Annotated in this window: 23 protein-coding genes; 15 read left to right on the top strand and 8 right to left on the bottom strand. The window is 70.8% G+C overall.

Annotated elements, in window-relative coordinates:
- Positions 1-691: 691 nt before the first annotated feature.
- A complete protein-coding gene (locus tag HNR01_RS14125; protein WP_183668170.1) occupies positions 692-2,779 on the top strand; it encodes a M23 family metallopeptidase in 2,088 nt (695 codons plus the stop codon).
- Positions 2,780-2,946: 167 nt separating this feature from the next.
- Here HNR01_RS14125 and gluQRS read toward each other — a convergent pair whose 3' ends face one another.
- Together gluQRS and HNR01_RS14135 are read right to left on the bottom strand one after the other, a co-directional pair.
- Complete coding sequence (gene gluQRS / locus HNR01_RS14130) at positions 2,947-3,834, bottom strand: tRNA glutamyl-Q(34) synthetase GluQRS (protein WP_246417510.1); 888 nt, start codon at positions 3,832-3,834, stop codon at positions 2,947-2,949.
- A gap of 29 nt (positions 3,835-3,863) precedes the next feature.
- A complete protein-coding gene (locus HNR01_RS14135) occupies positions 3,864-4,163 on the bottom strand; it encodes a hypothetical protein (protein ID WP_183668172.1) in 300 nt (99 codons plus the stop codon).
- Positions 4,164-4,439: 276 nt separating this feature from the next.
- Here HNR01_RS14135 and HNR01_RS14140 point away from each other — a divergent pair, with 276 nt between their 5' ends.
- Complete coding sequence (locus HNR01_RS14140) at positions 4,440-4,658, top strand: hypothetical protein (protein ID WP_017486666.1); 219 nt, start codon at positions 4,440-4,442, stop codon at positions 4,656-4,658.
- Positions 4,659-4,688: 30 nt separating this feature from the next.
- Here the strand turns inward: HNR01_RS14140 and htpG are convergent, their stop codons facing one another.
- Positions 4,689-6,563: a molecular chaperone HtpG gene (gene htpG / locus HNR01_RS14145; RefSeq protein WP_183668173.1), complete on the bottom strand. Its 1,875-nt coding sequence runs from the start codon at positions 6,561-6,563 to the stop codon at positions 4,689-4,691.
- Positions 6,564-6,719: 156 nt separating this feature from the next.
- Positions 6,720-7,034 (bottom strand): hypothetical protein, encoded by a 315-nt coding sequence (locus HNR01_RS14150; RefSeq protein WP_017486668.1) that lies wholly within the window; start codon positions 7,032-7,034, stop codon positions 6,720-6,722.
- Positions 7,035-7,357: 323 nt separating this feature from the next.
- On the opposite strand from HNR01_RS14150, the gene HNR01_RS14155 reads away from it, so the two are divergent.
- The 7 genes from HNR01_RS14155 to HNR01_RS14185 all read left to right on the top strand — a co-directional run bounded on the left by HNR01_RS14155 (position 7,358) and on the right by HNR01_RS14185 (position 15,939).
- Positions 7,358-8,953, top strand: coding sequence for a gamma-glutamyltransferase family protein (locus tag HNR01_RS14155; RefSeq protein WP_183668174.1), 1,596 nt, complete (start codon positions 7,358-7,360; stop codon positions 8,951-8,953).
- Between the two features lie 139 nt (positions 8,954-9,092).
- Entirely contained in the window at positions 9,093-10,730 is a 1,638-nt protein-coding gene (locus HNR01_RS14160; protein WP_017486670.1) for a dihydroxyacetone kinase subunit DhaK, read from the top strand.
- A gap of 11 nt (positions 10,731-10,741) precedes the next feature.
- Entirely contained in the window at positions 10,742-11,587 is an 846-nt protein-coding gene (locus tag HNR01_RS14165) for a class I SAM-dependent methyltransferase (protein ID WP_183668175.1), read from the top strand.
- A gap of 54 nt (positions 11,588-11,641) precedes the next feature.
- Positions 11,642-12,931 carry an oxalate/formate MFS antiporter gene (gene oxlT, locus HNR01_RS14170; RefSeq protein ID WP_026105849.1) on the top strand — a complete coding sequence of 430 codons (1,290 nt, stop codon included), beginning with the start codon at positions 11,642-11,644 and terminating at the stop codon, positions 12,929-12,931.
- Positions 12,932-13,057: 126 nt separating this feature from the next.
- The gene (cbiE, locus tag HNR01_RS14175; protein WP_183668176.1) at positions 13,058-14,296 is read left to right on the top strand and encodes a precorrin-6y C5,15-methyltransferase (decarboxylating) subunit CbiE; all 1,239 of its coding nucleotides are present in this window, start codon (positions 13,058-13,060) and stop codon (positions 14,294-14,296) included.
- A complete protein-coding gene (locus tag HNR01_RS14180) occupies positions 14,275-14,694 on the top strand; it encodes a cobalamin biosynthesis protein (RefSeq protein WP_183668178.1) in 420 nt (139 codons plus the stop codon). The genes cbiE and HNR01_RS14180 overlap by 22 nt, the downstream gene beginning before the upstream one ends.
- 87 nt (positions 14,695-14,781) lie before the next feature.
- Positions 14,782-15,939, top strand: coding sequence for a GGDEF domain-containing protein (locus HNR01_RS14185; protein ID WP_183668180.1), 1,158 nt, complete (start codon positions 14,782-14,784; stop codon positions 15,937-15,939).
- Here HNR01_RS14185 and HNR01_RS14190 read toward each other — a convergent pair.
- On the bottom strand, positions 15,919-16,824 hold the full coding sequence (locus tag HNR01_RS14190; protein WP_017486675.1) for a LysR family transcriptional regulator: 906 nt from the start codon (positions 16,822-16,824) through the stop codon (positions 15,919-15,921). The genes HNR01_RS14185 and HNR01_RS14190 overlap by 21 nt on opposite strands.
- Before the next feature lie 89 nt (positions 16,825-16,913).
- Between HNR01_RS14190 and HNR01_RS14195 the strand changes: the two genes are divergently transcribed.
- The 3 genes from HNR01_RS14195 to HNR01_RS14205 all read left to right on the top strand — a co-directional run bounded on the left by HNR01_RS14195 (position 16,914) and on the right by HNR01_RS14205 (position 19,574).
- Positions 16,914-17,357, top strand: a complete 444-nt coding sequence (locus HNR01_RS14195; protein WP_183668182.1) for a PACE efflux transporter — start codon at positions 16,914-16,916, stop codon at positions 17,355-17,357.
- A gap of 64 nt (positions 17,358-17,421) precedes the next feature.
- Complete coding sequence (cobM, locus tag HNR01_RS14200; protein ID WP_183668184.1) at positions 17,422-18,252, top strand: precorrin-4 C(11)-methyltransferase; 831 nt, start codon at positions 17,422-17,424, stop codon at positions 18,250-18,252.
- Positions 18,249-19,574: a cobyrinic acid a,c-diamide synthase CobB gene (locus HNR01_RS14205; protein ID WP_183668186.1), complete on the top strand. Its 1,326-nt coding sequence runs from the start codon at positions 18,249-18,251 to the stop codon at positions 19,572-19,574. The genes cobM and HNR01_RS14205 overlap by 4 nt, the downstream gene beginning before the upstream one ends.
- 265 nt (positions 19,575-19,839) lie before the next feature.
- Here HNR01_RS14205 and HNR01_RS14210 read toward each other — a convergent pair whose 3' ends face one another.
- Positions 19,840-20,247, bottom strand: coding sequence for a helix-turn-helix domain-containing protein (locus tag HNR01_RS14210; protein ID WP_017486678.1), 408 nt, complete (start codon positions 20,245-20,247; stop codon positions 19,840-19,842).
- Between the two features lie 449 nt (positions 20,248-20,696).
- Between HNR01_RS14210 and hmuQ the strand changes: the two genes are divergently transcribed.
- A complete protein-coding gene (hmuQ, locus tag HNR01_RS14215) occupies positions 20,697-21,032 on the top strand; it encodes a heme-degrading protein HmuQ (protein WP_017486679.1) in 336 nt (111 codons plus the stop codon).
- A gap of 159 nt (positions 21,033-21,191) precedes the next feature.
- Here the strand turns inward: hmuQ and HNR01_RS14220 are convergent, their stop codons facing one another.
- Positions 21,192-22,472, bottom strand: a complete 1,281-nt coding sequence (locus HNR01_RS14220) for an MFS transporter (protein ID WP_183668188.1) — start codon at positions 22,470-22,472, stop codon at positions 21,192-21,194.
- Between the two features lie 385 nt (positions 22,473-22,857).
- Between HNR01_RS14220 and HNR01_RS14225 the strand changes: the two genes are divergently transcribed.
- Entirely contained in the window at positions 22,858-24,363 is a 1,506-nt protein-coding gene (locus HNR01_RS14225; protein ID WP_183668190.1) for a sugar transferase, read from the top strand.
- Positions 24,364-24,399: 36 nt separating this feature from the next.
- Here HNR01_RS14225 and HNR01_RS14230 read toward each other — a convergent pair whose 3' ends face one another.
- Complete coding sequence (locus HNR01_RS14230) at positions 24,400-24,993, bottom strand: Fur family transcriptional regulator (protein ID WP_183668413.1); 594 nt, start codon at positions 24,991-24,993, stop codon at positions 24,400-24,402.
- A gap of 208 nt (positions 24,994-25,201) precedes the next feature.
- On the opposite strand from HNR01_RS14230, the gene HNR01_RS27905 reads away from it, so the two are divergent.
- Positions 25,202-25,333 (top strand): hypothetical protein, encoded by a 132-nt coding sequence (locus HNR01_RS27905; RefSeq protein WP_255538675.1) that lies wholly within the window; start codon positions 25,202-25,204, stop codon positions 25,331-25,333.
- Positions 25,334-25,339: the final 6 nt, after the last annotated feature.

Below are 25,339 nucleotides of genomic sequence, written 5' to 3' on the forward strand. Positions count from 1 at the left end.
CTTCATCTCTCACGGTCCGGCCAAAGCCAGACCCGCAAGGACATGAACAAGCCGCCCACGTTTCTCTTTCTCGTCGATTCACTTGTCAAAGAGCACGAAGCCGACACCCGAAGGTGATGCCTCCACCAAAGACGCGCCGACAGCCCGGTTGCCCGGCCCATGCAGCCCACCCTCGGCGATGAAGTCCGCGGCGCAGGTCGAACCCGCCGCCAGCGGTCCGCGGCGTCTAGAGCCGGCGAACCGTCCTGTCAACCGCCCCGATCAAGCGCCACGGCGCCGGAGACGATCGACACCCCGGGACGAGAAGGACAGCGATCGCCCGATCCAGTTACCCGGATCAGCTCCGCTCCACCGACAATCCCGAAGACCGTCGAAGCCCTCGCCCACCAAGCGGTGGACCGCGGCGCCCCGTCGGTGAGGCAGCATTTATGGGGTCAACGATCCGGCGTCAACGGCCCAGTCGAAAAAAGTTCCGCAGCACATCACGCCAACATGACCGCCGTGCGACGGCACCCTTCCGGGGACGCGTCGGTGAAGGGAGTGCCGTCGCCTCAATCTGGACATGCTGGCCTCGGACATCCGTCCCGTCGGTCACCCTTCCTGCCTCGAACTCCCCTGTCGCTCGCGCCGCGTGCGTCTGGTAGGACGAAGCGGCAGAATCCGGTCCGAAGCGCCGACGCAGAGGAAGTCCGTGACGCGCGAGCGACTGAAGATCGGGGGAACGGCCGGGACGGCGAAGCAGCGCCCGCCGACGCTGCCGCGCGGCGTCGAGCCGCCGCTCAACCTCTTAGGCGCGGATGCCCGGCAGATCGACCGCCGGGACGTCAACCTGCGCTGGCTCTGCGCCAGCGCGCTCACCGGCATCACCGGTGTGCTCCTGATGGGCGCGGCGATCCATGTTTCGCTTCAGGGCGAGGTTTCGCTCGCCGCCGTCTCGGATCGTCCGAATCTCGGGCCCCGCCCGCAGACCCAGGCGCCGTCGATCGAGGAACCCGGCATCGCCTCCGCCCAGAAGGGCGACCGGCTTGTGCGCAACCTGATGATCGCTTCGGCCAAGCAGAGCTTTCGCACCCCGGTCACCGTGCGGCTCGGCGATCGGGAGATCATCAAGGTCCGGCCCTTCGTCCGGATCTCGTCCAACCTGTCGATGTCGACCGGCGTGTTCGCCAGCGATATCCCGCGTTTCGATCCGATGAAGTTCGTTTCCGACGAGCCGCAGGAACGCGCGCCCGATCCCGGCGCGGCGGACGCGCCGGGGGCCGAGGTGACGGTGGTCAAGCGCGATCTCGCGGAGATCGCGATCGATCCGGGGTCGCCTGCACTGTCGGACGAGGACGTGACCGCGCAGATCGAGGAGGAGCGGCGTCTCGCGGCAGAGGCCGGGCGCCGGACGGCCCTGCCGCTGGCGCCGCAGATCCTGCTCTCGCGCACCCTGCAGCAGGGCACCGCCTTCAGCGGATTCGGGGACGGCAACGGGAAGCCCAAGCTCGGCGAGGAGAACAGCCCCTTCAAATCGATCGAAGTCCTCGTCGTCCCCGAGAACGTGACGAAGCTCGCCAAGGTCGAGCTCCGCTCCGGCGAGGCGCCGCTCGTCGAGGAGCGCGACCTCGCGCTCAAGCGCGGCGAGACCCTCGATGGCGTGCTGAAGGCAACGGGGCACGCCTCCGACGCGGCGATCGCAGGCATCGTCGCGGCGCTCGGCGGCAAGGCCAAGGTGGCGGCCCTGTCGGAGGGCCAGCAATTCCGCGTGCAGATCGCGCCGGGCCCGAAACCCGGCGACGGGCGGCAGGTGACCCGGGTGGTGCTGTTCGGCGAGAGCGGCGTCCAGGCGATCGCCGCCCTCAACGATCACGCGGCCTTCGTGCCGGTCGCGCCCCCCGTGGACGAGTCGCGGGGGCGCAACCGGGAACAGGCTCAGGCCGACGCGCCGGACGGCGAGGAAGAGGACGAGGGCAGCGGGCCCCGGCTCTACCAGAGCCTCTACGAGACCGGCGCGCGCCACGAGGTGCCGCGCTCGACGATCGAGGATATCATCCGGATCTTCAGCTACGACATCGATTTCCAGCGCCGCATCTCATCCGGCGACGGGATCGACCTGTTCTACACCTACGACGAGGAGGCCGGCCCCAGCGCCGCCGAGCGGCCGGAACTGCTCTACGCCGCGCTCAATCTGGGCGGCGAGTCGCGCAAGGTCTACCGCTTCCAGTCGCCCGACGATGGCTCAATCGACTATCTCGACGAACAGGGCCGCTCGCTCAAGAAGTTCCTGATCCGCAAGCCCATCGCCGACGGCATCATGCGTTCGGGCTTCGGCTACCGGCGCCACCCGATCCTCGGCTACGCCAAGCTGCATACCGGCGTCGACTGGGCCAACCCGATCGGCACGCCGATCGTGGCCGCCGGCAACGGCACCGTCATCAAGGCGGAATGGGACTCGGGCTACGGACGCCGGGTCGAGGTGCAGCACATCAACGGCTACGTCACGACCTACAACCACATGTCGCGCTTCGCCCGCGGGATCAGCGCCGGCACCCGCGTGCGGCAGGGGCAGGTGATCGGCTATGTCGGCTCGACCGGCCTCTCCACCGGCGCGCACCTCCATTACGAGGTGATCATCAACGGCCACTTCGTCGATCCGATGAAGATCCGCGTGCCGCGCGGGCGCGAACTCGACGGTCGCCTGCTCGCCGAGTTCAAGCGTCAGCGCGACCAGACCGAGACGACGATGCAGAAGTCGAAGACCGCGACGGCGATGGCGCAGCGCGACGCGATGCGGTGAGGCGGCGGGGACGACCGGGTGCGGCGAGCGCCCGGGCCGATCAAGTTCGGATCGTTCGAGACGATCGCACCGTACCTGGCCCCCTCACGGTCGCTCGCCGCCCCTCACGGATTCCCGATCGGCCGGTACGGCACAAGCCCCGGTGAGACATTGGATCAATCAAAGGTTTAGAATCCGAGCCGTGCACGCACATGTTCGGCCGTGATGCCACGGGCCCGCAGGTCCGCCAGGGACTCGGACCCCTTCGACTTGGCGAGCTTCTCGCCGTCCTCCGTCCGAATCAACGGGTGATGGTGATAGGCCGGCGCAGGAAGGCGCAGGAGACGCTGAAGCAGGGCGTGCAGATCGGTGGCCGCCTCGAGGTCCTGGCCGCGCACGACATGGGTGATCCCCTGCACGGCGTCGTCGCAGACCACCGAGAGGTGATAGCTCGTCGGCACGTCGCGTCGGGCGACCACCGCATCGCCCCAACGGGCGGGATCGGCGGAGACGGTCTCCAGCACGCCATCATCGGGTGAGAAGCGGCGGATGACGAGCGGTTCGGCAAGCCTCTGGAGCGCCGCCGCCATGTCGAGGCGCCAGGTGTGCGGCGCGCCCCGCTCACGACGGGCCGTCGCGTCGGCGGCGGACACGTGTCGGCAGGTGCCGGGGTAGAGCGGCGCGCCGTCGGGATCGCGCGGAACCGCCTCGCCGCGCGCGGCGCGGGCCGCGACCTCCGCCGCGATCTGCCCCCGCGAGCAGAAGCAGGGATAGATCAGCCCACCGGCCGCCATGGCATCGCGCGCCGCCGCGTAATCCGAAAAGTGCTCGGATTGGCGGCGGACGGGCGACGGGAAGCGCAGGCCGAGCCAGTCGAGGTCGGCCAGGATGCCGGCCACGAATTCGGGTCGGGTACGGCCGAGATCGATGTCCTCGATGCGCAGGAGCAGGCGCCCGCCCCATCGCTCGGCGATGCGGGCGTTCAGGAGCGCGGAATACGCGTGACCGAGATGCAGGTGGCCGTTCGGGCTCGGCGCGAAGCGCAGCACCGGTGCTGGCCCCGTCCCTTCAGACAAGCCGGCCATCGTTCACGGCGATGTCCCCGTCACGGCTCTCCGGCGTCGCGCCGGCAAGTCACGGGGCCGGGCGTGCAGGCGATGCCCGGCAGCGAGCAGGCGGTTTCCTCACCGATACGGCGGCAGACCTTGCAGCCGTCGCCCCACTCGGAACAGCTCTGATCCTGTGCCGGGTCCGAGACCGTCGCGGTCGTCGGCGCGGCGGGATGGGACGCGGGCGGGGCCAGGGCTCCGATCAAGACGGTCGCGGCCACGAGGGCGATCACGCCCCAGGTCACCCGGCGGTCGAGGCGGGCGGTCTGCGGATCGGGAGAGAGGTCGGCGGCCATGGCTGCGGTGTTCGCGCGGAAAATGCAGGGCTGTCAACGCCGACGGACCGGCAGGTCGGTGATCAGATCATGAGCAGGGCGCCGGCGAGTCGCGTCCTGATCGCGGCCGAGTTGCTCGGTCACCGCTCACGATCATGTGGGCGTTGCGAACAAGCGTCACCGGCAATCTGTGCATGTGTCGCAGGAACTTCCGGCACGCTCGTTGCGATGACGCAAACCGGACGATCAAGAAGCGACCTCGGGAGGAGAGACACACGCCACCACGGAGCCCCAGGCATGCTCTACGGCCTCTACTTCCTGACCTGCATGGTCGCGAATCCCACGCACTGCGTCATGCGGGTCCATCGCTTCAACGAGGACATCGTCACCCCGCAACAATGCCTGTCGGTGGCCCAGCCGCAGATGGCGGCATGGCAGAACGCCCACGGTGACCGCTGGCGGGTCGCCCGCTTCCGCTGCGGCGCGCCGCCCCGGGATGACGGGACACGGATCTGATCGTCCGCATCCCGCCCTTTCCTCAAGTCCTTACTGCGCCGGCGTGGCGGTACGGCCCGCCAGCGCCGCCGCGACGGCGCGGGCGAAGGCCACCGGGTCACGGGGCGTGTCACCGTCCTGAACCCGCGCGAGATCGAGCAGCGTGCCGGCCTCGGCCTTCAGATCCTCGCCAGCCTCGGCCCGGTCGTTGAGGGAACGGATCAGGGCGTGACGCGGATTGATCTCCAGGATCGGCGCGGAACCACCGAAGCCGCGGCCGGCCCGGCGCAGAAGGCGCTGCATCTGGAGGTCCGGCCCCATGCCGGAGGCGGCGAGCACGACGGCGCTGTCGACGAGGCGGTCGGTGACCCGCACGTCGGACACGTCCGGCTCCAGCGCCAGCTTGAGGGCGGCCACCAGCTTGTCGACCGGCGGCGCCTCGGCCTGCTCACCCTCGGTCTTGAACTTCGAGAGATCGGCCGCACCCTGCGTCACCGAGCGCAGGGGTTTGTCCTCGAACTTGCCGAGCTGTTCCGGCCAGAAGGCATCGACGTGGTCGGACAGCAGCAGAACCTCGACGCCGCGGGCGCGGAAGCCCTCGAGCTGGGCGGAGTTCTTGAGCGCCTCCACGTCGTCGGCGACGAGGTAGTAGATCGCCTCCTGCTCCGGCTTCATCCGCGACACGTAATCGGGCAGCGAGGTCCAGCCCTCTTGCGTCGATGAGCGGAAGCGCAGCAGCGGCGCGATCTCGGCGCGGCGCTCGAAATCCTCGTAGATCCCCTCCTTCAGCACCGAGCCGAAATTCTCGAAGAATTTCTGGTACTCGTCCGCCTTCTCCGTGTTCTTCGAGCGGCTCGACAGCTCGTTGATGACGCGGGTCGTGACGGCGCGGCGGATCTTCTGAAGCGTCGGCGTCGACTGCAGCATCTCGCGCGAGACGTTGAGCGGCAGGTCGTCGGTATCGACCACGCCGTGAACGAAGCGCAGCCAGTTCGGCAGCAACTCGGCCTCGTCGGTGATGAACATGCGCCGTACGTGCAGCCGCACCTTGGAGCGGCGGTCATCCTCCACCGCCATGAACGGCTTCATGCTCGGCACGAACAGGAGGCCGGTGAATTCGAGCGCGCCTTCCGCCCGCCAGTGCAGGGTCGCCCAGGGCTCGTCGAAGCCGTGGCTGACGGTGCGGTAGAACTCCTTGTACTGCTCGTCCGTGATCTCCGATTTCGGCTTGCGCCAGAGCGCGGTGCCGCGGTTGGCCGCCTCCTCCTTGCCCTCGGCGTCACGGATGGCGATCGGCACGGCGATGTTGTCGGCCCATTTGCGCACGACGTGGTCAAGCCGATAGCTCTCCAGATACTCGTCGGCATCTTCCTTGAGGTGCAGCACGATATCGGTGCCGGCCTGCTCGCGGGCGGCCGGCTCCAGGGTGTAGCTGCCCTTGCCGTCGGAGGCCCAGGTCCAGGCCTCGTCCGAGCCCGCCCGGCGCGAGGTGACGGTGACGCGGTCGGCCACCATGAAGGCCGAGTAGAAGCCGACGCCGAACTGGCCGATCAGACTCGGGCGCAGATCCTCGCCGCCCTCACCCGCCTTCGCCTCGCCGAGCGCCTGCGAGAAGGCTCGGGTGCCGGAGCGGGCGATGGTGCCGAGATTCTGCGCCAGATCCTCCTTGGTCATGCCGATGCCGGAATCGGAGATGCTGAGGGTGCGCGCCGCCTTGTCGGGGGCGATCAGCACGCGGGCGTCGGAGGGGAGTGCCAGGGCCTCGTTGGTCAGCGCCTCGAAGCGGCGCCGGTCGGTCGCGTCGGCCGCATTGGCCACCAACTCGCGCAAAAAGATCTCGCGGTCGGAATAGAGCGCGTGGACGACGAGATCCAACAGGCGCCCGACCTCGGCACCGAATTCGTGCCGCTCTACCGTCTCGCTCAAGAGCATGCCTCCGCAGTTGGAGTGCCGCGCGAAACGACCGCGGCAGCGCGGCCGATGTCTCGCGAACGGCACTCGGAAAAAGCGGGGGCGATATGCCTACGGCAGGACGGCAATTCAATCGCCGCGGGCGCGTGCCGGCGACGAAATCGTTGCGTTTCAGGCCGCCAAGGCCGCGGGCGATGCGGAGCCGGCGGCCGGCGCCGCCTCGATGCGCTGGTGGACGGTGTCGAACGCGGTGCGGATGGCCGCCACCGCATCCTCGACGGCGACCAGGGCGGCGAGCTGCAGGTTGCCCGGGACTTCACCGACGCGGCGGGTCGCGGAGACAATGGAGTGCTCGAGCCTCAACAATTCTTCCTCGGCATCCGCGCCGGAAAGATGGGCCAGCCGCTGAAGTGCCGCTTCCAAAGCATGGCGCAAGACAAGTGTTCTCACGCGATCCTGAAGGATCGCCCGGTCGTTCTGCTTCATGTGTGGAGATACCTGTCGATTCGCGAGGGCGATCATGTCACCCCGCCCGCCCCGGCGCAGTTCCTTTTGTGCAACATTTGTGGAAAGGCCGCCGCGGCGAGGGAACCTTTTCAGATTTCGCGAGATGCGCGCTGCGCGCGGTCCTGCACTCGCAGGGCCGGCGGGCGGCGGCGAAAGCGTGTCCTTTAACCGACGCGCGGCCGGCGAATGCCGGACCTGCACCGGAACGTGGAGCGTGACGGTTGCCCTGCGCGCCCGCGCATGGTCCTGATCCTGCCTCGCGTTCCTGCTTTCCCGATCTCAGGTTTCGTCAGAGTTCCAACATGCCCGACACGCCCGTCTTCGCCCATGCGGCCGTCGCCGCCCCCCATGCCCTGGCGGCCGCGGCCGGGCAGAATGTGCTGGCGCAGGGCGGCAACGCGATCGAGGCGATGGTGGCCATGGCCGCGGCCATCGCGGTGGTCTACCCGCACATGAACGGCATCGGCGGGGACGGCTTCTGGCTGATCCGCGAGCGCAACGGCCGGGTGCGCGGCATCGAGGCCTGCGGGCCGGCTGGAGCCCTCGCCACGCGGGCGCGATACCGGGAGAAGGGGCTCGACGCGATCCCCTCCCGCGGCCCGGATGCCGCGGTGACGGTCGCCGGAACGATCGGCGGCTGGCGCCTCGCCCTCGACATGGCCCGTGCCTTCGGCGGTCGGCTGCCCCTCGACGCGATCCTGGCGGATGCGATCCGCCACGCCCGCGAGGGCTGCGCGGTCTCGGCGTCGGAGGCGCGCTACGTGCCGAAGGAACTCGACACGCTGCACGACGCGCCGAACTTCGCGGCGACCTACCTGAACGAGGGCAAGCCCTACGCGGCGGGGGCGATCCGGGCGCAGCCCAAGCTCGCCGATACCCTGGCCCAGCTCGTCCATGCGGGGCTCGACGACTTCTACCGCGGCGACATCGCCCGAGAGATCGCCGCCGACTTGGAGCGGCTCGGCGCGCCGGTGACCCGCGCCGACCTCGAAGCCTATGCGGCCAAGGAGCGGGCGCCCCTGACCCTGCGGCGGCGCGATGCCAAGCTCTACAACTTCCCGCCGCCCACCCAGGGAATCGCGGCGCTGATCATCCTCGGGATCTTCGATCGGCTGAACATCCGCGAGCCGGAGACCACAGCCCATTACCACGGGCTGATCGAGGCGACGAAGCGCGCCTTCGCCATCCGCGACCGCTTCGTCACCGATTTCGACCGACTCAAGGGCGACCCGGCCGCCTTCCTCGATCCGAAGCGCCTCGACCGCGAGGCGGTGCTGATCGACATGGGCCGCGCGGCGAGCCTCCCGGTGCGCGCGGGCGAGGGCGACACCGTCTGGATGGGGGCGATCGATCGCGACGGCATGGCGGTCTCCTTCATCCAATCGGTCTACTGGGAGTACGGCTCCGGCACGGTGCTGCCCGCCACCGGCATCTGCTGGCAGAACCGCGGCATGTCGTTCTCGCTCGACTCGAGCGCGGTGAACCCGCTGGAGCCGGGCCGGCGCCCATTCCACACCCTGATCCCGGCGCTGGCCGCCTTCGACGACGGCCGGGTGATGTCCTACGGCTCCATGGGCGGCGACGGGCAGCCGCAGTTTCAGGCGCAGATCTTCACCCGCTACGCCGATTACGGGATGCCGGTGGCCGACGCGGTGGATGCGCCGCGCCTGCTCTACGGCCGCACCTGGGGCGCGGAATCGCTCAGCGTGAAGGTCGAGGACCGGTTCGATCCGGGCTGCATCGCGGCGCTCCGGCGGATGGGCCACGACATCGAGGAATTGGGCGGCGCCTACATCGACTCGCTGGGACATGCCGGCATGCTGGTGCGCCACCCGCGCGACGGACGGATCGAGGCGACGCACGATCCGCGCTCCGATGGCGGCGCGGCCGGGCTCTGATGCGGGCCGGCCCGGGCTGAGGCGCCCAAGGGTTACACTGCCCAAGGGTTACACCGTCCGAGGGTTACACCGTCCGAGGCACGCGATACCCTTCGCCCGAAGCCGGCCCGGCGAGCGGGCGAGACGGGAGGAGCAATCCTTGGCCCACTTCATCAACGACCGCGCCGGCCTCGTCACCGACGCCATCGATGGGCTCATCGCCGGCAGCGGCGGCGTCCTGGCGCGGCTCGACGGTTATCCTGAGATCCGCGTCGTGCTGCGGGCCGAGCCCGAACCGGGCCGGGTCGCCGTGGTCTCCGGCGGCGGCTCGGGGCACGAGCCGGCCCATGCCGGCTTCGTCGGGCCGGGGCTGCTCGCGGCGGCGGTGTGCGGCGACGTGTTCGCCTCGCCCTCCGTCGATGCGGTGCTCGCCGGGATCCTGGCGGTGACGGGCGAGGCCGGCTGCGTCCTCGTCGTGAAGAACTATGCCGGCGACCGCCTCAATTTCGGCCTCGCCGCCGAGCGCGCCCGCGCGATGGGCCGCCGGGTCGAGACCGTGCTGGTCGCCGACGACATCGCCCTGCCGGACGCGGCCCGGCCGCGAGGGCTGGCCGGCACGCTCCTCGTCCACAAGGCCGCGGGCCACGCCGCCGCCGCGGGCGCCCCGCTCGACGACGTCGCGGCGCTGGCCCGGCGCACTGCGGACGCGGTGCGCACCCTCGGCATCGCCGTCTCCACCGCGACGATCCCCGGCGCGAGGCCGGAGCCGCGCTTGGCCGAAGGTCAGGCGGAACTCGGACTCGGAATCCACGGCGAGCCCGGCATCGAGCGCATCGACCTGCCCCGCGCCGACGCGCTTGCCGCGCTTATGACCGCGCGCTTCCCCGCTCCCATCGCGGGAGCCGACAGGCTGGCGCTCCTCGTCAACAATCTCGGCTCGACCACGGCCCTGGAGATGGCGGTGCTGACGAAGGCGGTGCTCGCGACCGATCTCGGACGACGGGTGCGGCTGCTTCTCGGCCCCTCCCCGGTCATGACCGCTCTCGACATGCACGGCGCCTCCCTCACCTTCCTGGCCCTGGACGACGCCATCGAGGCCGCCCTGCTCTCCGAGACACCGGTCGCCGCCTGGCCGCGCGCGCGGATCCTGTCTCGACCGCTCGTCCGACCCCTGCCCGACGGGCTGGCCGGCGGGCCGGCACCGGCCGCTTCGCGGGATGCGGGCGTCGCTGCGCGCATCGAGGCGGTGTGCCGGGCGCTGATCGCCGCGGAAGCCTCGCTCAACGCCCTCGACGCGCGGGTGGGGGACGGCGATACCGGCTCGACCTTCGCCGAGGGCGCCCGCGCCGTCCTGGCCGATCTCGACCGGCTGCCTCAGGCCGAGCCCGCCGCGCTCTGCCGGGCGTTGGGCGAGCGCCTCGGACGCGCCACCGGCGGTTCGAGCGGTGTGCTGCTCTCGATCTTCTTCACCGCCGCCGGCGCGGCGCTCGCGGCGGGTGAGGAGTGGCCCGGAGCCTGCGCCGCCGGCCTGGCACGGGTGCGCGAGATCGGCGGGGCCGGCCCCGGCGACCGCACGATGCTCGATGCGGCGATCCCGGCGGTCGACGCGCTGGCGGCCTCCGGCCTCGACGCGGCGGCGCGGGCCGCCCGGGCGGGCGCCGAGGCGACCGCCGGGATGGAGCGGGCCGGCACCGGCCGCTCCAGTTATCTCGCCGGCACCGACCTGAAGGGCCACCCCGATCCCGGCGCGGTTGCGGTGGCGACCGCCTTCGAGGCACTGGCCTCCGGAGCGAAGTGAGACGATCGACGATGAGCACCCTGAACAAGGATCAGAGCGACTACTGGAACGGCGAGGTCGGCCAGCGCTGGGCCGCGTACCATCAGGCCCTCGACGCCGCCTTCGCGCCCTTCACCGAGGCGCTGTTCGCTGGCGCCGCACTCGATCCGGGCGACCGCGTGCTCGATATCGGCTGCGGGGCGGGCGACACCGCCCTGATCGCCGCGCGGCGGGTTGGGCGCAGCGGCCGCGTCACCGCCGCCGACCTGTCGGAGCCGCTCCTGGCCGTCGGCCGCGAGCGGGCGGCGCGGGAGGCACCGGACGCCGCCCCGATCGAGTGGCTGCGGGCCGATGCTCAGGATCATGCCTTCGAGCCGCAGTTCGATCACGCCCTCTCCCGCTTCGGCGTGATGTTCTTCGAGGACTCCGCCGCCGCCTTCGCCAACATCCGCCGTGCCCTCGTGACGGGTGGCCGGCTGCGCTTCCTCTGCTGGCGGAGCATGGCGGAGAACCAGTGGGTCACGCTCGCACGGGATGCGGTGCTTCCGCTCCTGCCCGAGATCGAGCCCCCGCAACCGGGCGCGCCCGGCCCCTTCCGCTTCGCTGCGCCGGACACGCTTTTGCCTATTCTTGAGGCAGCCGGTTTTCGCGCCATCGCCTGCGAGCCGATCGATCGCCTGATGCGGGTCGGTGCGACGCCGGAGGCAGCGGCCGACTTTGTCGCCACGCGCGGTCCCGTCGCCCGGCTGCTGCGCGAGCGCGACCCGGCCCTGCAGGCGACTGCCTTAAAAATCATCACGCAGCTGTTCACCGAGCGTTTCGGCAAGGGTCCGGTCGATCTTGGCGCCGCCTGCTGGCTCGTCAGTGGGCACACCTGAGGTTCAGTCCTGGCACGCCCTTTGCTGAGCCCCCGCGCCGCAAGGGAGTGAATGATGCATACAGTTTCCGATCGGACGCGGTGGATCCAGCTCGGCCTGGGTCTCCTGGTCATGATGACGATCTCCAGCCCGCAATATGTCTGGACGCTGTTCGTGAAGCCGTTCCAGGCGACCACCGGCGCGAGTCTCGCCGCCGTGCAGGTCGCCTTCACGATGCTGATCGTACTCCAGACCTTCTTCTCGCCGGTGCAGGGCTGGCTGATCGAGCGCTTCAGCGCCAAGGCCATGATCGCGCTCGGCGCCGCCCTGTCGGGCCTGGGCTGGGTCGCGGCCTCCTACACCGACACGCTGTGGGGGCTCTACGCAACCTACGGCCTGCTGTGCGGCCTCGGCACCGGCATCGTCTATGTCGGCGTGGTCGGGCTGATGGTGCGCTGGTTCCCGGAGCGGCGCGGCTTCGCGGCCGGCGTCGTGGCCGCGGGCTACGGCATGGGCGCGATTGCCACCACCTTCCCCATCACCGACATGATCGCGGCCTCCGGCTACCGCCACACCCTGCTGGTGTTCGGCGCGATCATGGCGGTCGTCGGCTTCGTCGCGGCGCTGGGCCTGCGCACGCCGAAGGCCGGTGAGACCCCCGCCATCCCCGCCGACAAGGTGGCGAGCGCCGCCCGCGACGTGGCCCCGGCCGAGATGCTGAGGAGCCCGCTGTTCTGGCTGATGTTCGCCATGATGGCGATGATGTCGACCGGCGGCCTGATGGTGGTCGCGCAGTTCGCAGCCTTCGCCAAGGAGTTCGGCGTGGCCGACGCGATGGTGTTCGGCTTCGCCGCACTGCCCTTCGCGCTCACCTTCGACCGCATCACCAACGGCCTGACGCGGCCCTTCTTCGGCTGGGTCTCCGACCATGTCGGCCGCGAGAACACCATGGCGGTCGCCTTCGCCCTCGAAGCCGTCGCCATCGGCCTGCTGCTGATGTTCCGCGAGAACGCCTACGCCTTCGCGCTGCTCTCGGGTGTCGTCTTCTTCGCCTGGGGCGAGATCTTCTCGCTGTTCCCCTCGACCCTGACCGACACCTTCGGGACGAAGCACGCCACCACCAACTACGGCTTCCTCTACATGGCCCAGGGCGTGGGCTCGCTGCTCGGCGGCCCCGTCGCCGCGCTGATCCACGACGCGGTCGGGAGCTGGGTGCCGGTCTTCGGCATCGCCATCGTCCTCGACCTCGTCGTGGCGGCGCTGGCGTGGTTCGTGCTCAAGCCCGCCCGCCGCGCCTATCTCGGTGTGCCCGGACCGGCGGTGCCGGAGGTGGCCACGCCGCTGACCGCCCGCCCGGCGGTCTGAGGCGGTCCCGTCAGGCGCCGGCCCTGGCAGAACCGGGCCGGCGCGCGTAACGGATGGCTTCCGCGGGGCCGACCGCCTCGCACGAAAGACATCCGCCATGAACACGACTCCCTGGCGGCGCGGATCATGACCGCGCCGCTTTCCCCTGAGCCGGGACGTCTCCCCTGGCTCGCCATCGTCGGCATCGGCGAAGACGGGCGAGCGGGCCTCTCGCCCGCCGCCGCCGCCGCCCTGGACACGGCGGAGGTGGTCTATGGCGGGCGCCGCCACCTCGCACTGGCGGCGCCGCTCGGCTCCGAGACCCGGCCCTGGCCGAGCCCAATCGACGCGGCCTATCCCGGCATCCTGGCCCTGCGGGGTCGGCCCACCTGCATCCTCGCCACCGGCGACCCGTTCCACTACGGCATCGGCGCCGAGATCGCCCGCCTGGTGCCGGCACCCGAGATCCGCGCCTTCCCGCAGCCCTCCGCCTTCAGCCTCGCCGCCGCCCGGCTCGGCTGGTCGCTGCCCGAGACCGCGTGTCTCACCCTGCACGGGCGTGACCTCTTCGGCATCGTGCCCCAGCTCCAACCCGGCGCCCGCCTCCTCGCCCTGTCCTGGGACGGCGCGACGCCCACCGCGCTCGCCACACTGCTCGCCGAACGCGGCCTCGGCGCCTCGCGGCTCACCGTGCTCGAGGCGATGGGCGGACCGCACGAACGCGTCCGCGCGGCGCGGGCGGACGGCTTCGACCTCGCCGAGATCGCCAGCCTCAACACGATCGCGGTGGAAGTGGAGGCGGCACCCGGCGCACGGATCGTCCCGCTGAGCCCCGGCCTCGACGATGGGTGGTTCGAGAATGACGGGCAGCTCACCAAGGCCGAGATCCGCGCGGTGACGCTCGCAGCCCTCGGACCGCGGGCCGGCGAGACCCTGTGGGATCTCGGCGCCGGCGCGGGGTCGGTCTCGATCGAGTGGTGCCTGCGCCATCCCGCCAACCGCGCGGTCGCGGTGGAGCGCCGCCCGGACCGGGCCGAGCGCATCGGCCGCAACGCGCGGGCGCTCGGCGTCGGCGCACGGGTGCAGGTCGTCGTCGGCACCTCGTCCGCGGCGCTGTCCGCCCTCCCCTCTCCCCGGGCGGTCTTCGTCGGCGGCGGGGTCGCCGAGCCCGGTCTGCTCGCGGCCTGCCGGGACGCGCTGCCGCGCGACGGCCGCTGCGTCGCCAATGCCGTCACCCTGGAGGGCGAGGCGGCCCTGCTCGCGGCCTTCGCCGAGACCGGCGGCGCCCTGCGCCGGCTCTCGGTCGCCCAGGCCGTGCCGGTCGGCGGCCTCACCGGCTGGCGCCCGGCCATGCCCATCACGCAATGGGTCTGGACGAAGTCGTGACCCCGCCCCGAATCGTCGCCGGCATCGGCTTCCGCCGGGCGACGCCTCCGGCGGAAATCATCGCGCTGCTGCACCGTGCTCTCGGTGAGGCCGGGCTCGCGCCCGGGCGGCTCGCCGCCATCGCCACCGCCGCCGACCGGGCCGCGGAACCGGCGATCCGCGAGGCCGCCGCCGCCTTCGGCCTCACGCCGACGGCGCTCGATGCAGATGACCTGACGGCGGTGGATGCGCGGGTCGTGACCCGGTCGGAGCGGATCGAGGCGAGCCGTGGCGTCGGCTCGGTGGCGGAGGCAGCCGCGCTCGCCTGCGCCGGCGCGGCGGCCCGCCTCGTCCTGCCCCGCATCGCCAGCGCGGGGGCCACCTGCGCCCTCGCGGATCCGGTGTCAGGGTTTCCTTAACCGAGAAATCGCTCGGCGCGGCGGGGGAAGGGAACCTTTCACGCGATCGGGCCCAAGACAGCGCCGTGCAGCAGGGAGGATCGGGCGGTGACGGAGTTGTCGGTTCCCACCCTGCAATTCACCGATTTCCTGGTCTTCGGCGCCTGCGCCGCGATCTTTCTCTGCAACTGGCTGCTCCGTCGGCAGAAGACCTACTTCCTCTGCTTCGGAGCGAGCTACGCCGTCTGTGCGGCCATGGCCGTGTGGTTCGTGGATTTCGGCTATTACGGCAGCATCTGGTCGCCGTTCGGATGGTCGCTTGCCGGAGCGACCTTCTGGATCGGGCTGCGCCTCTTCGACGGGCGCCCGGCGGTGACCGCGCCGATGATCGGCCTGTTCCTGCTCCCGACGGCGACGCATCTCGGGCTCACCCTCGCGGGCGTCGGTCCCGCCGGCGTCAATGCCGGCAGCACGATCGCCTACGCCATCCACGAGGGCGCGGCCGCGCTCTACATCTTTCGAAGCCCGCCGCGGCGGTCCCCGCTCCGCCACCTGATCGCCTGGGCGCTTCTCGCGATCGCGCTGGTGATCTGCCTGCCCCTGCTGCCGGTGCCGGAGACCTCGATTCGCCTGTCCATCATCGCCATCTTCATCGTCGATCACATCACCTCCATCCTCCTGACCACGGCGATCCTCGCCCTGGAGGCGGAGCGGGCCCACGCGGCGATGGAGCGGATGGCGCGGACGGACGCGCTGACGGGGGCGCTGAACCGGCAGGGCCTCGCGGCGAGGGCCGGCGGCGTGGCCGAGGCCGGCATCATCGTCGCCGATCTCGACCATTTCAAAGCGATCAACGACCGGTTCGGGCACGCCGCGGGCGACGCGGTACTGCGCGACTTCGCCGGGAGGGCGGCGGCGCTCCTGCCCGAGGACGGCCATCTCGCCCGGCTGGGAGGCGAGGAGTTCGGGATCGTGCTGCCCGGGCACGACGACAACGCGACGGCCTATCTCGCCGAACGCCTTCGCCGCGCGGTCGGCACGGTGCCCGTCCTCTGGAGGGAATCGGCGGTTCCGATCACGGTGAGCATCGGCGTCGCGATGCTCGGGGCCGGAGAGACCCTGAACGAGAGCCTGGAACGCGCCGACGGGGCGCTCTACGACGCCAAGACCGGCGGCCGGAACCGCGTCCGGATCGCGGCGGCGCGCCGCCCGGCGCCCGCTGCGGCCGCCAGCGCGGTCTGCCACTCAGCCTGCACCGCCGCCTGACAGGCTGCCGATCCGCTCCGCCGCGAAGCGCTGGCGCAGCCATGCCGCCGCCGGGCCGCAGGGCCGCTGCTTGTGCCAGACCAGTTCCAGGGCGATCGGCCAGTCGCCCTTGTCGAACTGCAGGTCCGGCGTGACGAGGTCGGGTGCGGTCAGCGACGAAGCGATGACGTGATCGGTCACGAAGGCCCAGCCGATCCCGTGCTTCACCAGTTCCAGGATCACCCAGTGGCTTTCCACCCACCACACCTCGGCCGCCACCCGCAGGCGCCGCTTCTCCGGCCCGTCGCTGCGCGCTGCCACGAGGATCTGGCGGTGACGCTTCAGTTCCTCCCACTCCACCCGGGCCTTCGCGAGCGGGTGATCGCGTCCGCAGACCAGCTTGAGCGGCACCCAGCCGATGGTCTGGAAGCCGAGCTCCGTCGGCAGGACCTCCTGACGCCACATCACGCCGAGGTCGGCGGCGCCCGACTGCACCATCCGGCTGACATCCTCCATCAGCGGAAAGAGCAGTTCCAGCTCCACGAAGGGAAAGTGCCGGGCGAAGTCGGCGAAGAGGGCGCCGAGCGCGTGCTCGGGATAGAGTTCATCGATGGCGACGACGAGCCGGTTCTCGACCCGCCGCTCCAGGCTGCTCGCCACGCCGATCAGGTGTTCGCGCCGATCCAGCACGACGCGCGCCTCCGAGAGCAGCCGCTCGCCCGCCGGCGTGAGCACCGGGTTCCGGCCCGTCCGACTGAACAGCGCCAGTCCCAGGTCGGTCTCGAGATTGGCGACCTGGGTGCTGACGGCCGATTGCGCCTTCCGCAATACGCGGGCGGCGCCCGAGAACGATCCGGCCTCGGCCGCGGCCACGAAGGCCTGAAGCTGATCGAGCGAGACGGCCATCCATCTGGTTTCCAGATACGTTCCAACTTGGTTTTCGGATTATCGCCGATAGAAGGCGGCGGACCAATCCCGATCCTTTGGACCCGTCCATGCGCACCACCCGCGACCGCATCCGCCACACCCTCCTGTTCGAGCTGTTCGGCCTCGCGCTCATCGTCCCGCTCGGAAGCGTGCTGTTCGGGCTGCACGCCTCCGACATGGGCGTGATCGGCGTAGGCAGCGCGCTCGCCGCGACGGCGTGGAACTACGCCTACAACCTCGGCTTCGATCGCGTGATGCAGCGGTGGGTCGGGCACACCCGCAAGAGCCTCCCGCTGCGGGTGGGACACGCCGTGCTGTTCGAGGCGGGACTGCTCGTGATCCTGCTGCCGCCGATCGCCTGGTATCTCGGCATCGGCCTCGTCCAGGCCTTCGTCATGGATCTCGCGATCGCGGCCTTCTACGTGGCCTACGCCTTCGTCTTCAATCTCGCCTACGACCGGGCCTTCCCGCTGCCGGGCTGGGGCGAGGTCGCGGCGGAGCCGTCCCGCTGAGCCGGGCGGCCACCGCGATCATCGTCTCTCCCCAACGCCCGTCCCGATGCTGTAAGCGGACGCCATGACCGTCCACTTCATCGGCGCCGGGCCGGGCGCCGCCGACCTCATCACCCTGCGCGGCCGCGACCGGATCGCGGCCTGCCCGGTCTGCCTCTATGCCGGCTCGCTGGTGGCGCCGGAGATTCTGTCGTGGTGCCCTCCGGGGGCGCGCATCGTCGACACTGCCCCCCTCGACCTCGACGCGATCATGGAGGAGATCGGGCGCGCCCACGCGGACGGCCGGGACGTGGCGCGGCTGCATTCCGGCGATCTCTCGGTCTGGAGCGCCCTGGCCGAGCAGACCCGGCGGCTCGACGCGCTCGGCATCCCCTACACCGTGACGCCGGGCGTCCCCGCATTCGCCGCCGCCGCCGCCCTGCTGCGGCGCGAGCTCACCGTGCCGGGACTGACGCAATCCGTGGTGCTCACCCGCACCTCCGGCCGGGCGAGCCCGATGCCGGAGCGCGAGCAGCTCTCCGCCTTCGCCGCCACCGGCGCGACCCTGGCGCTGCACCTCTCGATCCACGTCGTCGAGCAGGCTTGCGCCGACCTCGTCCCGTTCTACGGGCCGGATTGCCCGGCCGCGGTCGTGTTCCGCGCCACCTGGCCCGACGAGCGGGTGCTGACTGGGACGCTGACGACCCTGCCCGAGCACGTGCGCGCAGCGAACATCGAGCGCACCGCGCTGATCCTGGTGGGTCCGGCGCTTGACCCGTCGGATTTCCGCGAGAGCGCGCTCTACGCACCCGATTACGATCGCCGCTTCCGGCCCCGCGGCGCGGTCGGTGCGGTGGGCACCCTTGGCGGCGCATCGAACGCGCGTGGCGAAGCATCGGACGAGGCCGCATCGTGACCCCCGCCCCCGGCCTCCTCGTCGCGGCACCGCGCTCCGGCTCCGGCAAGACCACGGTGACGCTCGCGCTGATGCGGGCGCTGCGCCGCCGGGGTGTGGCGCTGCGCGGCGCCAAATGCGGGCCGGACTACATCGACCCTGCCTTCCACGAGGCGGCAACGGGAGCCCCCAGCCTCAACCTCGACAGTTTCGCCATGCCCGACGCGCTGCTCGACGCCTGCGCCGGCCTGAGCGCCGATCAGGCAGACCTCGTCGTGGCCGAGGGTTCGATGGGGCTGCATGACGGCATCGTCGCCGGCGAGGGCCGCACCGGCGCGAATGCCGACATCGCCGCGCGCTACGGCTGGCCGGTCCTCCTCGTGCTCGACGTGTCGGGCGCGGCGCAATCGGCGGCGGCGGTCGCACTCGGCTGTGCGGCCTACGATTCGCGGATCCGGATCGCGGGCGTGATCCTCAACAAGGTCGCGAGCCCGCGCCACCGCCGCCTCGTCGAGGCGGGACTGTCGCGGGTCGGGCTGCCGGTGCTCGGCGCCCTCCCGCGGGAGGCGGGTCTCGTCCTGCCCGAACGTCATCTCGGCCTCGTCCAGGCCGGAGAGACCGCCGACCTCCACGCCCGTCTCGACCGGCTCGCGGATCTCGCGGAAGCCTCCCTCGATCTGGACGCGATCGTTTCCGCGGCCGGTGGGCACGCCCCCGCCGTCACCGCCGGCTTGCCGAAGCCGCCGGCGCAGCGGATCGCGGTGGCGCGGGACGCCGCCTTCTCCTTCCTCTATCCGCACATGCTGGCGGGTTGGCGCGCGGCCGGTGCCGAGATCGTGCCGTTCTCGCCGCTGGCCGACGAGGCGCCGGGCGCCGATTGCGATGCCTGCTGGCTGCCCGGCGGCTATCCCGAGCTGCATGCGGGCCGGCTCGCGGCGGCGAACCGCTTCCGCGATGGCCTGCGGGCCTTCGCCCGGACGCGGCCGGTCCACGGCGAGTGCGGCGGCTACATGGTTCTGGGTGAGAGCCTGGAGGATGCGGACGGAGTGACCCAGCCGATGTGCGGCCTGCTGCCGGTGGCGACCTCGTACCGGCGGCGCAAGCTCCATCTCGGCTACCGCGTCGCGCATCTCCTCGCCGACGGGCTGCTGGGTGCCGCGGGCACGCGCCTCGTCGGGCACGAGTTCCACTACGCGAGCGAACTCACGCCCAGCCCGGAGGGCGACCTCGCGCTCGCACGGGTGACGGATGCGGAAGGGGTGCCGCTCGGCCTCGCCGGCCACCGCCGGGGCCACGTCACGGGAAGCTTCTTCCACCTGATCGCCGGGACCGGGGAGGCGTGAGAAGGATCCCCGCCGGCCGCGTCGGCTCGATCACCGCTGGTCGGGGCAGGGATCGGCCCCGTGCCGGACGCGGGCGGCTTGAGCCACCCCAACCCGCAGAGACCGAGAGCCGCAACCGTTCCGTCCGAAGCGGCGGATCCGGGTCCGCGCTCGAGCGCCGCGAGCCGACCGGTACGGTTCCCGGCTCGATCAAGCGGAGACCGTATCAGCCCTGGTCCGACACGGTCCTGAACGCCGAGCCCGAATCCCTTCCGGCGCAGAACCGCTAGGCGTCGAGGACTTCCGGGTCCTTCTTGCGGCCGAGGCGGGCGGCGCTGCGCACGATCGCCAGAACCTCGCGGCGCAGCTGATCGTCCTCGATCGTGGCGAAGGCGCGCAGCAGATCGACGGCACCGTGAGCGCGGAGGAAGCCGAAGACCTCCGTCTGCTCCTGGGCGGCGGCGCCGTCGCCCTCCTCGAAGAAGGCGGAGACCGGAACTTCGAGCAGACGGGCGATCTCACGCAGGCGCCCGGCGCCGACACGGTTCTGGCCCTTCTCGTATTTCTGGACCTGCTGGAACGTCACGCCCACGGCGGTCCCGAGCGCGGTCTGGCTCAAGCCGCGTGCCTTGCGCAGCGCGGTGATCCGGAGCCCGACGAGGCGGTCGACATCGGTTGTCTGTTTCGGCATCATCTTACGGCACGGTCCCTGTTCGACGTCGCGGACCAACCCAAGGACCTTAGGTCGGCAGCGCTTGAGCATTTGCCAGCGCCTTCGGGCATCGCGGAACGCTTCTACTGCCGAAGCAGGTCGGGCAGATGCGTTGCGAGGCTACCGTATCGCTGTGGTTTAGCCTGGCTGCAGCATCACCATGAAGTGCATACGCAATGCAAGTACCTACCTGTTGGCGGATCGGAGTTTTCAGTTTGCTGTCAGGTTTCTGTTCTCCAAACGTTCCTGCGGCAGAGTCGACAAGCCTCGCTTGAAGTTGGTGAGAGTTCTCGCGAATTCGCTGCGGGAGGGGCACTCACCCTGCAGGCGGTGAGAGCGCTTCGGTTCACCTTATGAGCGAGACTACGTAGAGTCATCAAATTCGGGCGGCCGCGCGGCGGTCGGCCCGTTCAGATCGGGAGCATTCGGGCATGTTCATCGCGATGAACCGGTTCAAGGTCGTCAAGGAATCGGCGCAGGATTTCGAGCAGGTTTGGCTCGGGCGCGACAGCCATCTCGGCGAGATGGAGGGGTTCGTGGAGTTCCATCTGCTGAAAGGACCGGAGGCCGAGGATCACATCCTCTACGCCTCGCACACCATCTGGCGCTCGCGGTCCGATTTCGAGGCCTGGACCCGCTCGGAACAGTTCCGCAAGGCGCATGGGCGGGTGCCGGGCACCAAGCCGCTCTATCTCGGCCACCCGCAATTCGAGGGGTTCGAGTCGATCCAGACCGTCGCTCGGCCGGAAAGCGAGCAGGCGGCCTGATTCCGGCTCCCCTGACGCCTCGTCCCAGAGCGCTGATGAGCGGCATCCATCCGGGACGAGAGCGCAACCTCTGGTCGCTCTCAGCGAACCGGAACCCTTGATCAGCCCCGGCCGCGATCCGACGTCGGCGGGCGGCGGATCGGTCCCGATCCGGCGGCATCACCGCAGGCGGGGCAGGAACACCGCCGTCAGCCCGATGGCGGGCAGGTAGGCGCAGAGATCGTAGACCCGCTCGATGCCGACATGATCGGCCGTCTCTCCGAGCAGAGCGGCCCCGAGGCCGCCCATGCCGAAGGCGAAGCCGAAGAACAGACCGCCGACGAGGCCGATTCGGCCCGGCAACAATTCCTGTGCATAGACCAGGATCGCCGGCATGGCCGAGGCCAGGATCAGGCCGATCGGCACCGACAGGGCCACCGTCCAGAACAGGCTCACATGCGGCAGGGCGAGGGAGAAGGGCAGCACGCCGAGTATCGAGATCCAGATCACGAGCTTGCGCCCGAAGCGGTCGCCGATGGGACCACCGAGGATCGTGCCCGCCGCGACCGATCCGAGGAAGACGAACAGGTAGACCTGAGCCTGCGCCACCGGCACGCCGAACCGGTGGATCAGGTAGAAGGTGTAGTAGGACGAAAAGCTCGCCATGTAGAAGTACTTGGAGAAGATCAGCCCCAGCAGGATCGCGACCGTCGCCACGACCCGCGCACGGCTCAGCCGGCCGGAGGCCGCCCCGGTGCTCGACCGGGCGATCCGCGGCGCCCCCGCGAGGTGCCGTGCGTACCAGCGGCCGACCGTGCCGAGCACGAGGATGCCGGCCAAGGCCGCGAGGCAGAACCAGGCGACGCTACCCTGGCCGTAGGGCACCACGAGGAAGGCGGCCAGCAGCGGCCCGAGCGCCGTGCCGGCATTGCCGCCGACCTGGAACACCGATTGCGCCAGCCCGTAGCGTCCGCCGGATGCGAGGCGCGCCACACGGCTCGCTTCGGGGTGGAAGATCGCGGAGCCGAGACCGATCAGCGCCGCGGCGGCGAGCAGGGCGCCGTAGGCGGGCGCCGCCGACAGCAGCGCGAGCCCGGCGAGCGACAGCCCCATGCCGACGGCCAGCGAGTAGGGCAGCGGGCGCCGGTCGGTGTAGAGGCCCACCGCCGGCTGGAGCAGCGAGGCCGTCCCCTGGAACACGAAGGTGATGAGCCCGATCTGCCCGAAATCGAGGTGGAAGCCTGTCTTGAGCAGGGGATAGAGCGCCGGCAGGAGCGACTGCACGAGGTCGTTGAGGAGGTGCGAGAGGCTGAGGCCCAGGAGCACCGCCAGGGCCGGTCCCGAAGAGGGCTCGGGCCCCTGCCGGATCGCCTGCAAGGGGGCCTTCAAGGGGGCCTGCGTTGACAGCGCTCCGGCGGGCAGGCCCTGCAACGCCGGATTCTCACCCGCTTCGGCTCTCATGCCGCACTCCGTCCGGACGGCGCTCCGGTCTTGATTTACTCGAAAGACCGACGCTGAACTCGCGGGGGCTCCGCGGCGCGAAGCCACCGATTCCCCGTCGAAATCGTCTCGTTCGTCTCACATCGGCGCCGCGCCGCAGCCGGCCCGGATCGATCCGGGCTCGCGTTCGGCCCGCGCGGAGGCGAAGGAACCACGACGGAGCGCGGCCGATCGAAGGATCGGCCACGCTCCGTCGGTCGTATGTCAGGCCGCCGTGGCCCCGGCAACGGCGTGCGGGCGCATCCGGTGCGCGGCTTGCGCGGGGAACCGCGAAACCCGGCGCGGCGGCTGAAGACGTCCCGCTTCGGGACAGATCACCGCCTCCGGGCAGCACAGCGCGGGACACATGTTTCACGAGCGCCCACCTCAGCAGTACCAGCGCCTGCCCGGCGACCGGGCGCGCCGCTCCGTCTGGGCCTCTCTCCTGCCGCAGCGGCGGCGCACGGCCCTGCGCGTGGGCATCTCGGCCACGCTGCTCACCGCCGATCTGCTGGCCATCCTGGCGGTCGGCTACGCCATGGATGCGGCCTACCACGCCTATATCGGCGACGGCGTGCTGATCCCGCTCACGCACAGCATGAACCTGCAGACGGCCGGGTTCCTCGCCGTCATCGTGGTGGTGACCAACCTCGTCCGCGGCGAGTACAGCATCGAGCGCTGCCTGTCGCAGACGCCGCACCTCCAGCGCCGGGCGGCGCTGTGGCTGATGGCCTGGGCAGTCGCTCTGCTGGCCGGCTTCGCGACCAAGACGACCCAGGACTTCTCCCGCGTCGCCTCGGTCGCCTTCTTCCTCTCCGGTCTTCCGGTCACGATCCTCGTCCGCGCGGCGGCGGTGGCGCTGGTGCGCCGCAGCAGCACTTCGGGCTCCCCATCGGTGAGCCGCGTCCACCTCGTCGGCTACGAGGAGGACGTGACGAGCTTCTACGCCAACAACGACGTCGATGCGCTGGGCCTTCGAATCGTCGGCACGAGCTACCTGCGCCGTTTCGATCCCTCCTCCGGTGCTGCGAGCGCGGAATCCCTGCTCGCCGAGGATCTCGACCTCGCCGTCTCGGTGGTGCGGTTCCTGCGGCCGGACGACGTGTTCGTGCTGGTGCCCTGGTCGGAACCCGCCGACATTGAACGCTGCATCGACGCCTTCCTGCGGGTGCCGGCCGCCCTGCACCTGCGGCCCGGCACGATGATGGACCGCTTCCCCGACCTGCAGGTCGCCCGGGTGGGGCGACTGTCGGGCATCAATATCGGTCGCCGCCCGCTCTCCGTCGGGGAGATCCTGCTCAAACGCGCCTTCGACGTGACGCTGGCGGGGCTCGGGCTCGTGCTGCTCGCCCCCCTGTTCGTCGCCCTCGCCGTGCTGATCAAGCTCGACAGCCCCGGCCCGGTCTTCTTCCGGCAGCGGCGCTACGGCTTCAACCAGCAGGCCTTCGGCGTTTACAAGTTCCGCAGCATGAAGGCCGCCCCCGACGCTCCCTTCCGGCAGGCCTCGCGCAACGACGACCGCATCACCCGCATCGGCGCTCTGCTGCGCCGGACCAACCTCGACGAGCTGCCCCAGCTCCTCAACGTGATCCGGGGCGACATGTCGCTCGTCGGTCCGCGCCCGCACGCGCTGGCGCACGACCGCAGCTTCGAGCGGCGCATCGCCCTCTACGCCCGCCGCCACAACGTGAAGCCCGGCATCACCGGATGGGCGCAGGTGAACGGCTTCCGCGGCGAGACCCTGACCGACGAGGCGATGGAACAGCGGGTCCAGGCGGACCTGCACTACATCGACAACTGGTCGCTCTGGCTCGACATCACGATCCTGTTCCGCACGATCGCCTCGCCGCGGGCCTACCGCAACGCGTTCTGACCGGGCGCTCCAGCCTGCACCTTCCGCTCGGGCGTGCTACGCGCGGGGCGCGGTGTCGGGTGGATCCCCGCGCTCGCGGCAGGCGCCGCACTCGCCCTCGACCTCCAGGATCCGGCTCGTCGGGGTGAATCCGGCCCCGGCCAGCGTCTGGTCGAGGGCGCTCTCGACGGCCGGAGCCGTCATCTCGTCGATGCCGCCGCAGGTGCGGCAGATCAGGAAGACGAGGCCTGCCCCCGCACCGTGTTCGTGCCCGCAGGAGACGAAGGCGTTGCGGCTGGAAATGCGGTGGACGAAGCCCTGCTCGGTGAGGAAGTCGAGTGCCCGATAGACCGACACCGCCGCGACCCGGCGCCCGGGCGCGCTCATCCGCTCGGCGATGTCGTAGGCTCCGAGCGGCTTGTGCTCCGCCGCCACCGCCGCGAGCACGTCCCGCCGCAGACGCGTGAACTGCAGGCCGCGCGCCTGGCACAGGCGCTCCGCCCGCTCGATCACGTCCCCGGCGGCACCGTGCCCGCCGCAGCAACCGGGCCCGTCATGACCCTGAGGGCCATGCGCGTGCCCGTGGCGGTCGCCCTGCCCGTCACTCTGCCCATCGCCCTGGCCGTGTTCCTGCTGCGCGTGACCGCGCATCCCGACCTCCCCGGTATCGGCGGCCGAGATCGCCGCATTCTCGCCGCCCGCCTCGGCACGGGCCGATTGAACTCGATCCGTGTTACAGTGTATCAGCCCCACCAAGATAGGCGTCCGGCCGCAATCGGGCAACGAGGCGGAGAACGCGCGGATCGCGGTCATCCCCGGCCTCCGCGACATCCTCCGCCCGGCCATCCTCGGAGATCCCATGACCCGTGCCGGCGGGACCGTCCGCCTCCCGCGCCGCTCGCTGTTCCGCAGCGGGGCCGGACTGCGACTGGCGGCGGCCCTCATTCTGTCGAGCCTGCTCTGGGCGGTGATCCTGTGGGCCAAGTCTTGAGCGATA

It is taken from the genome of Methylorubrum rhodesianum, from assembly GCF_014199985.1.
Classification (GTDB): domain Bacteria; phylum Pseudomonadota; class Alphaproteobacteria; order Rhizobiales; family Beijerinckiaceae; genus Methylobacterium; species Methylobacterium rhodesianum.

What these genes read in the sequence shown, in the direction of transcription:
- HNR01_RS14135 (WP_183668172.1), bottom strand. Translation starts at nt 4,163, where the DNA reads ATGGCCGCCGACCTCTCTCCCGATCCGCAGACCGCCCGCCTCGACCGC.
- HNR01_RS14225 (WP_183668190.1), top strand. Translation starts at nt 22,858, where the DNA reads ATGTTTCACGAGCGCCCACCTCAGCAGTACCAGCGCCTGCCCGGCGAC.
- HNR01_RS27905 (WP_255538675.1), top strand. Translation starts at nt 25,202, where the DNA reads ATGACCCGTGCCGGCGGGACCGTCCGCCTCCCGCGCCGCTCGCTGTTC.
- HNR01_RS14210 (WP_017486678.1), bottom strand. Translation starts at nt 20,247, where the DNA reads ATGATGCCGAAACAGACAACCGATGTCGACCGCCTCGTCGGGCTCCGG.
- cbiE (WP_183668176.1), top strand. Translation starts at nt 13,058, where the DNA reads ATGACCGCGCCGCTTTCCCCTGAGCCGGGACGTCTCCCCTGGCTCGCC.
- hmuQ (WP_017486679.1), top strand. Translation starts at nt 20,697, where the DNA reads ATGTTCATCGCGATGAACCGGTTCAAGGTCGTCAAGGAATCGGCGCAG.
- HNR01_RS14220 (WP_183668188.1), bottom strand. Translation starts at nt 22,472, where the DNA reads ATGAGAGCCGAAGCGGGTGAGAATCCGGCGTTGCAGGGCCTGCCCGCC.
- HNR01_RS14230 (WP_183668413.1), bottom strand. Translation starts at nt 24,993, where the DNA reads ATGCGCGGTCACGCGCAGCAGGAACACGGCCAGGGCGATGGGCAGAGT.
- oxlT (WP_026105849.1), top strand. Translation starts at nt 11,642, where the DNA reads ATGCATACAGTTTCCGATCGGACGCGGTGGATCCAGCTCGGCCTGGGT.
- HNR01_RS14155 (WP_183668174.1), top strand. Translation starts at nt 7,358, where the DNA reads ATGCCCGACACGCCCGTCTTCGCCCATGCGGCCGTCGCCGCCCCCCAT.
- HNR01_RS14140 (WP_017486666.1), top strand. Translation starts at nt 4,440, where the DNA reads ATGCTCTACGGCCTCTACTTCCTGACCTGCATGGTCGCGAATCCCACG.
- HNR01_RS14150 (WP_017486668.1), bottom strand. Translation starts at nt 7,034, where the DNA reads ATGAAGCAGAACGACCGGGCGATCCTTCAGGATCGCGTGAGAACACTT.
- HNR01_RS14190 (WP_017486675.1), bottom strand. Translation starts at nt 16,824, where the DNA reads ATGGCCGTCTCGCTCGATCAGCTTCAGGCCTTCGTGGCCGCGGCCGAG.
- HNR01_RS14180 (WP_183668178.1), top strand. Translation starts at nt 14,275, where the DNA reads ATGGGTCTGGACGAAGTCGTGACCCCGCCCCGAATCGTCGCCGGCATC.
- HNR01_RS14165 (WP_183668175.1), top strand. Translation starts at nt 10,742, where the DNA reads ATGAGCACCCTGAACAAGGATCAGAGCGACTACTGGAACGGCGAGGTC.
- cobM (WP_183668184.1), top strand. Translation starts at nt 17,422, where the DNA reads ATGACCGTCCACTTCATCGGCGCCGGGCCGGGCGCCGCCGACCTCATC.
- HNR01_RS14195 (WP_183668182.1), top strand. Translation starts at nt 16,914, where the DNA reads ATGCGCACCACCCGCGACCGCATCCGCCACACCCTCCTGTTCGAGCTG.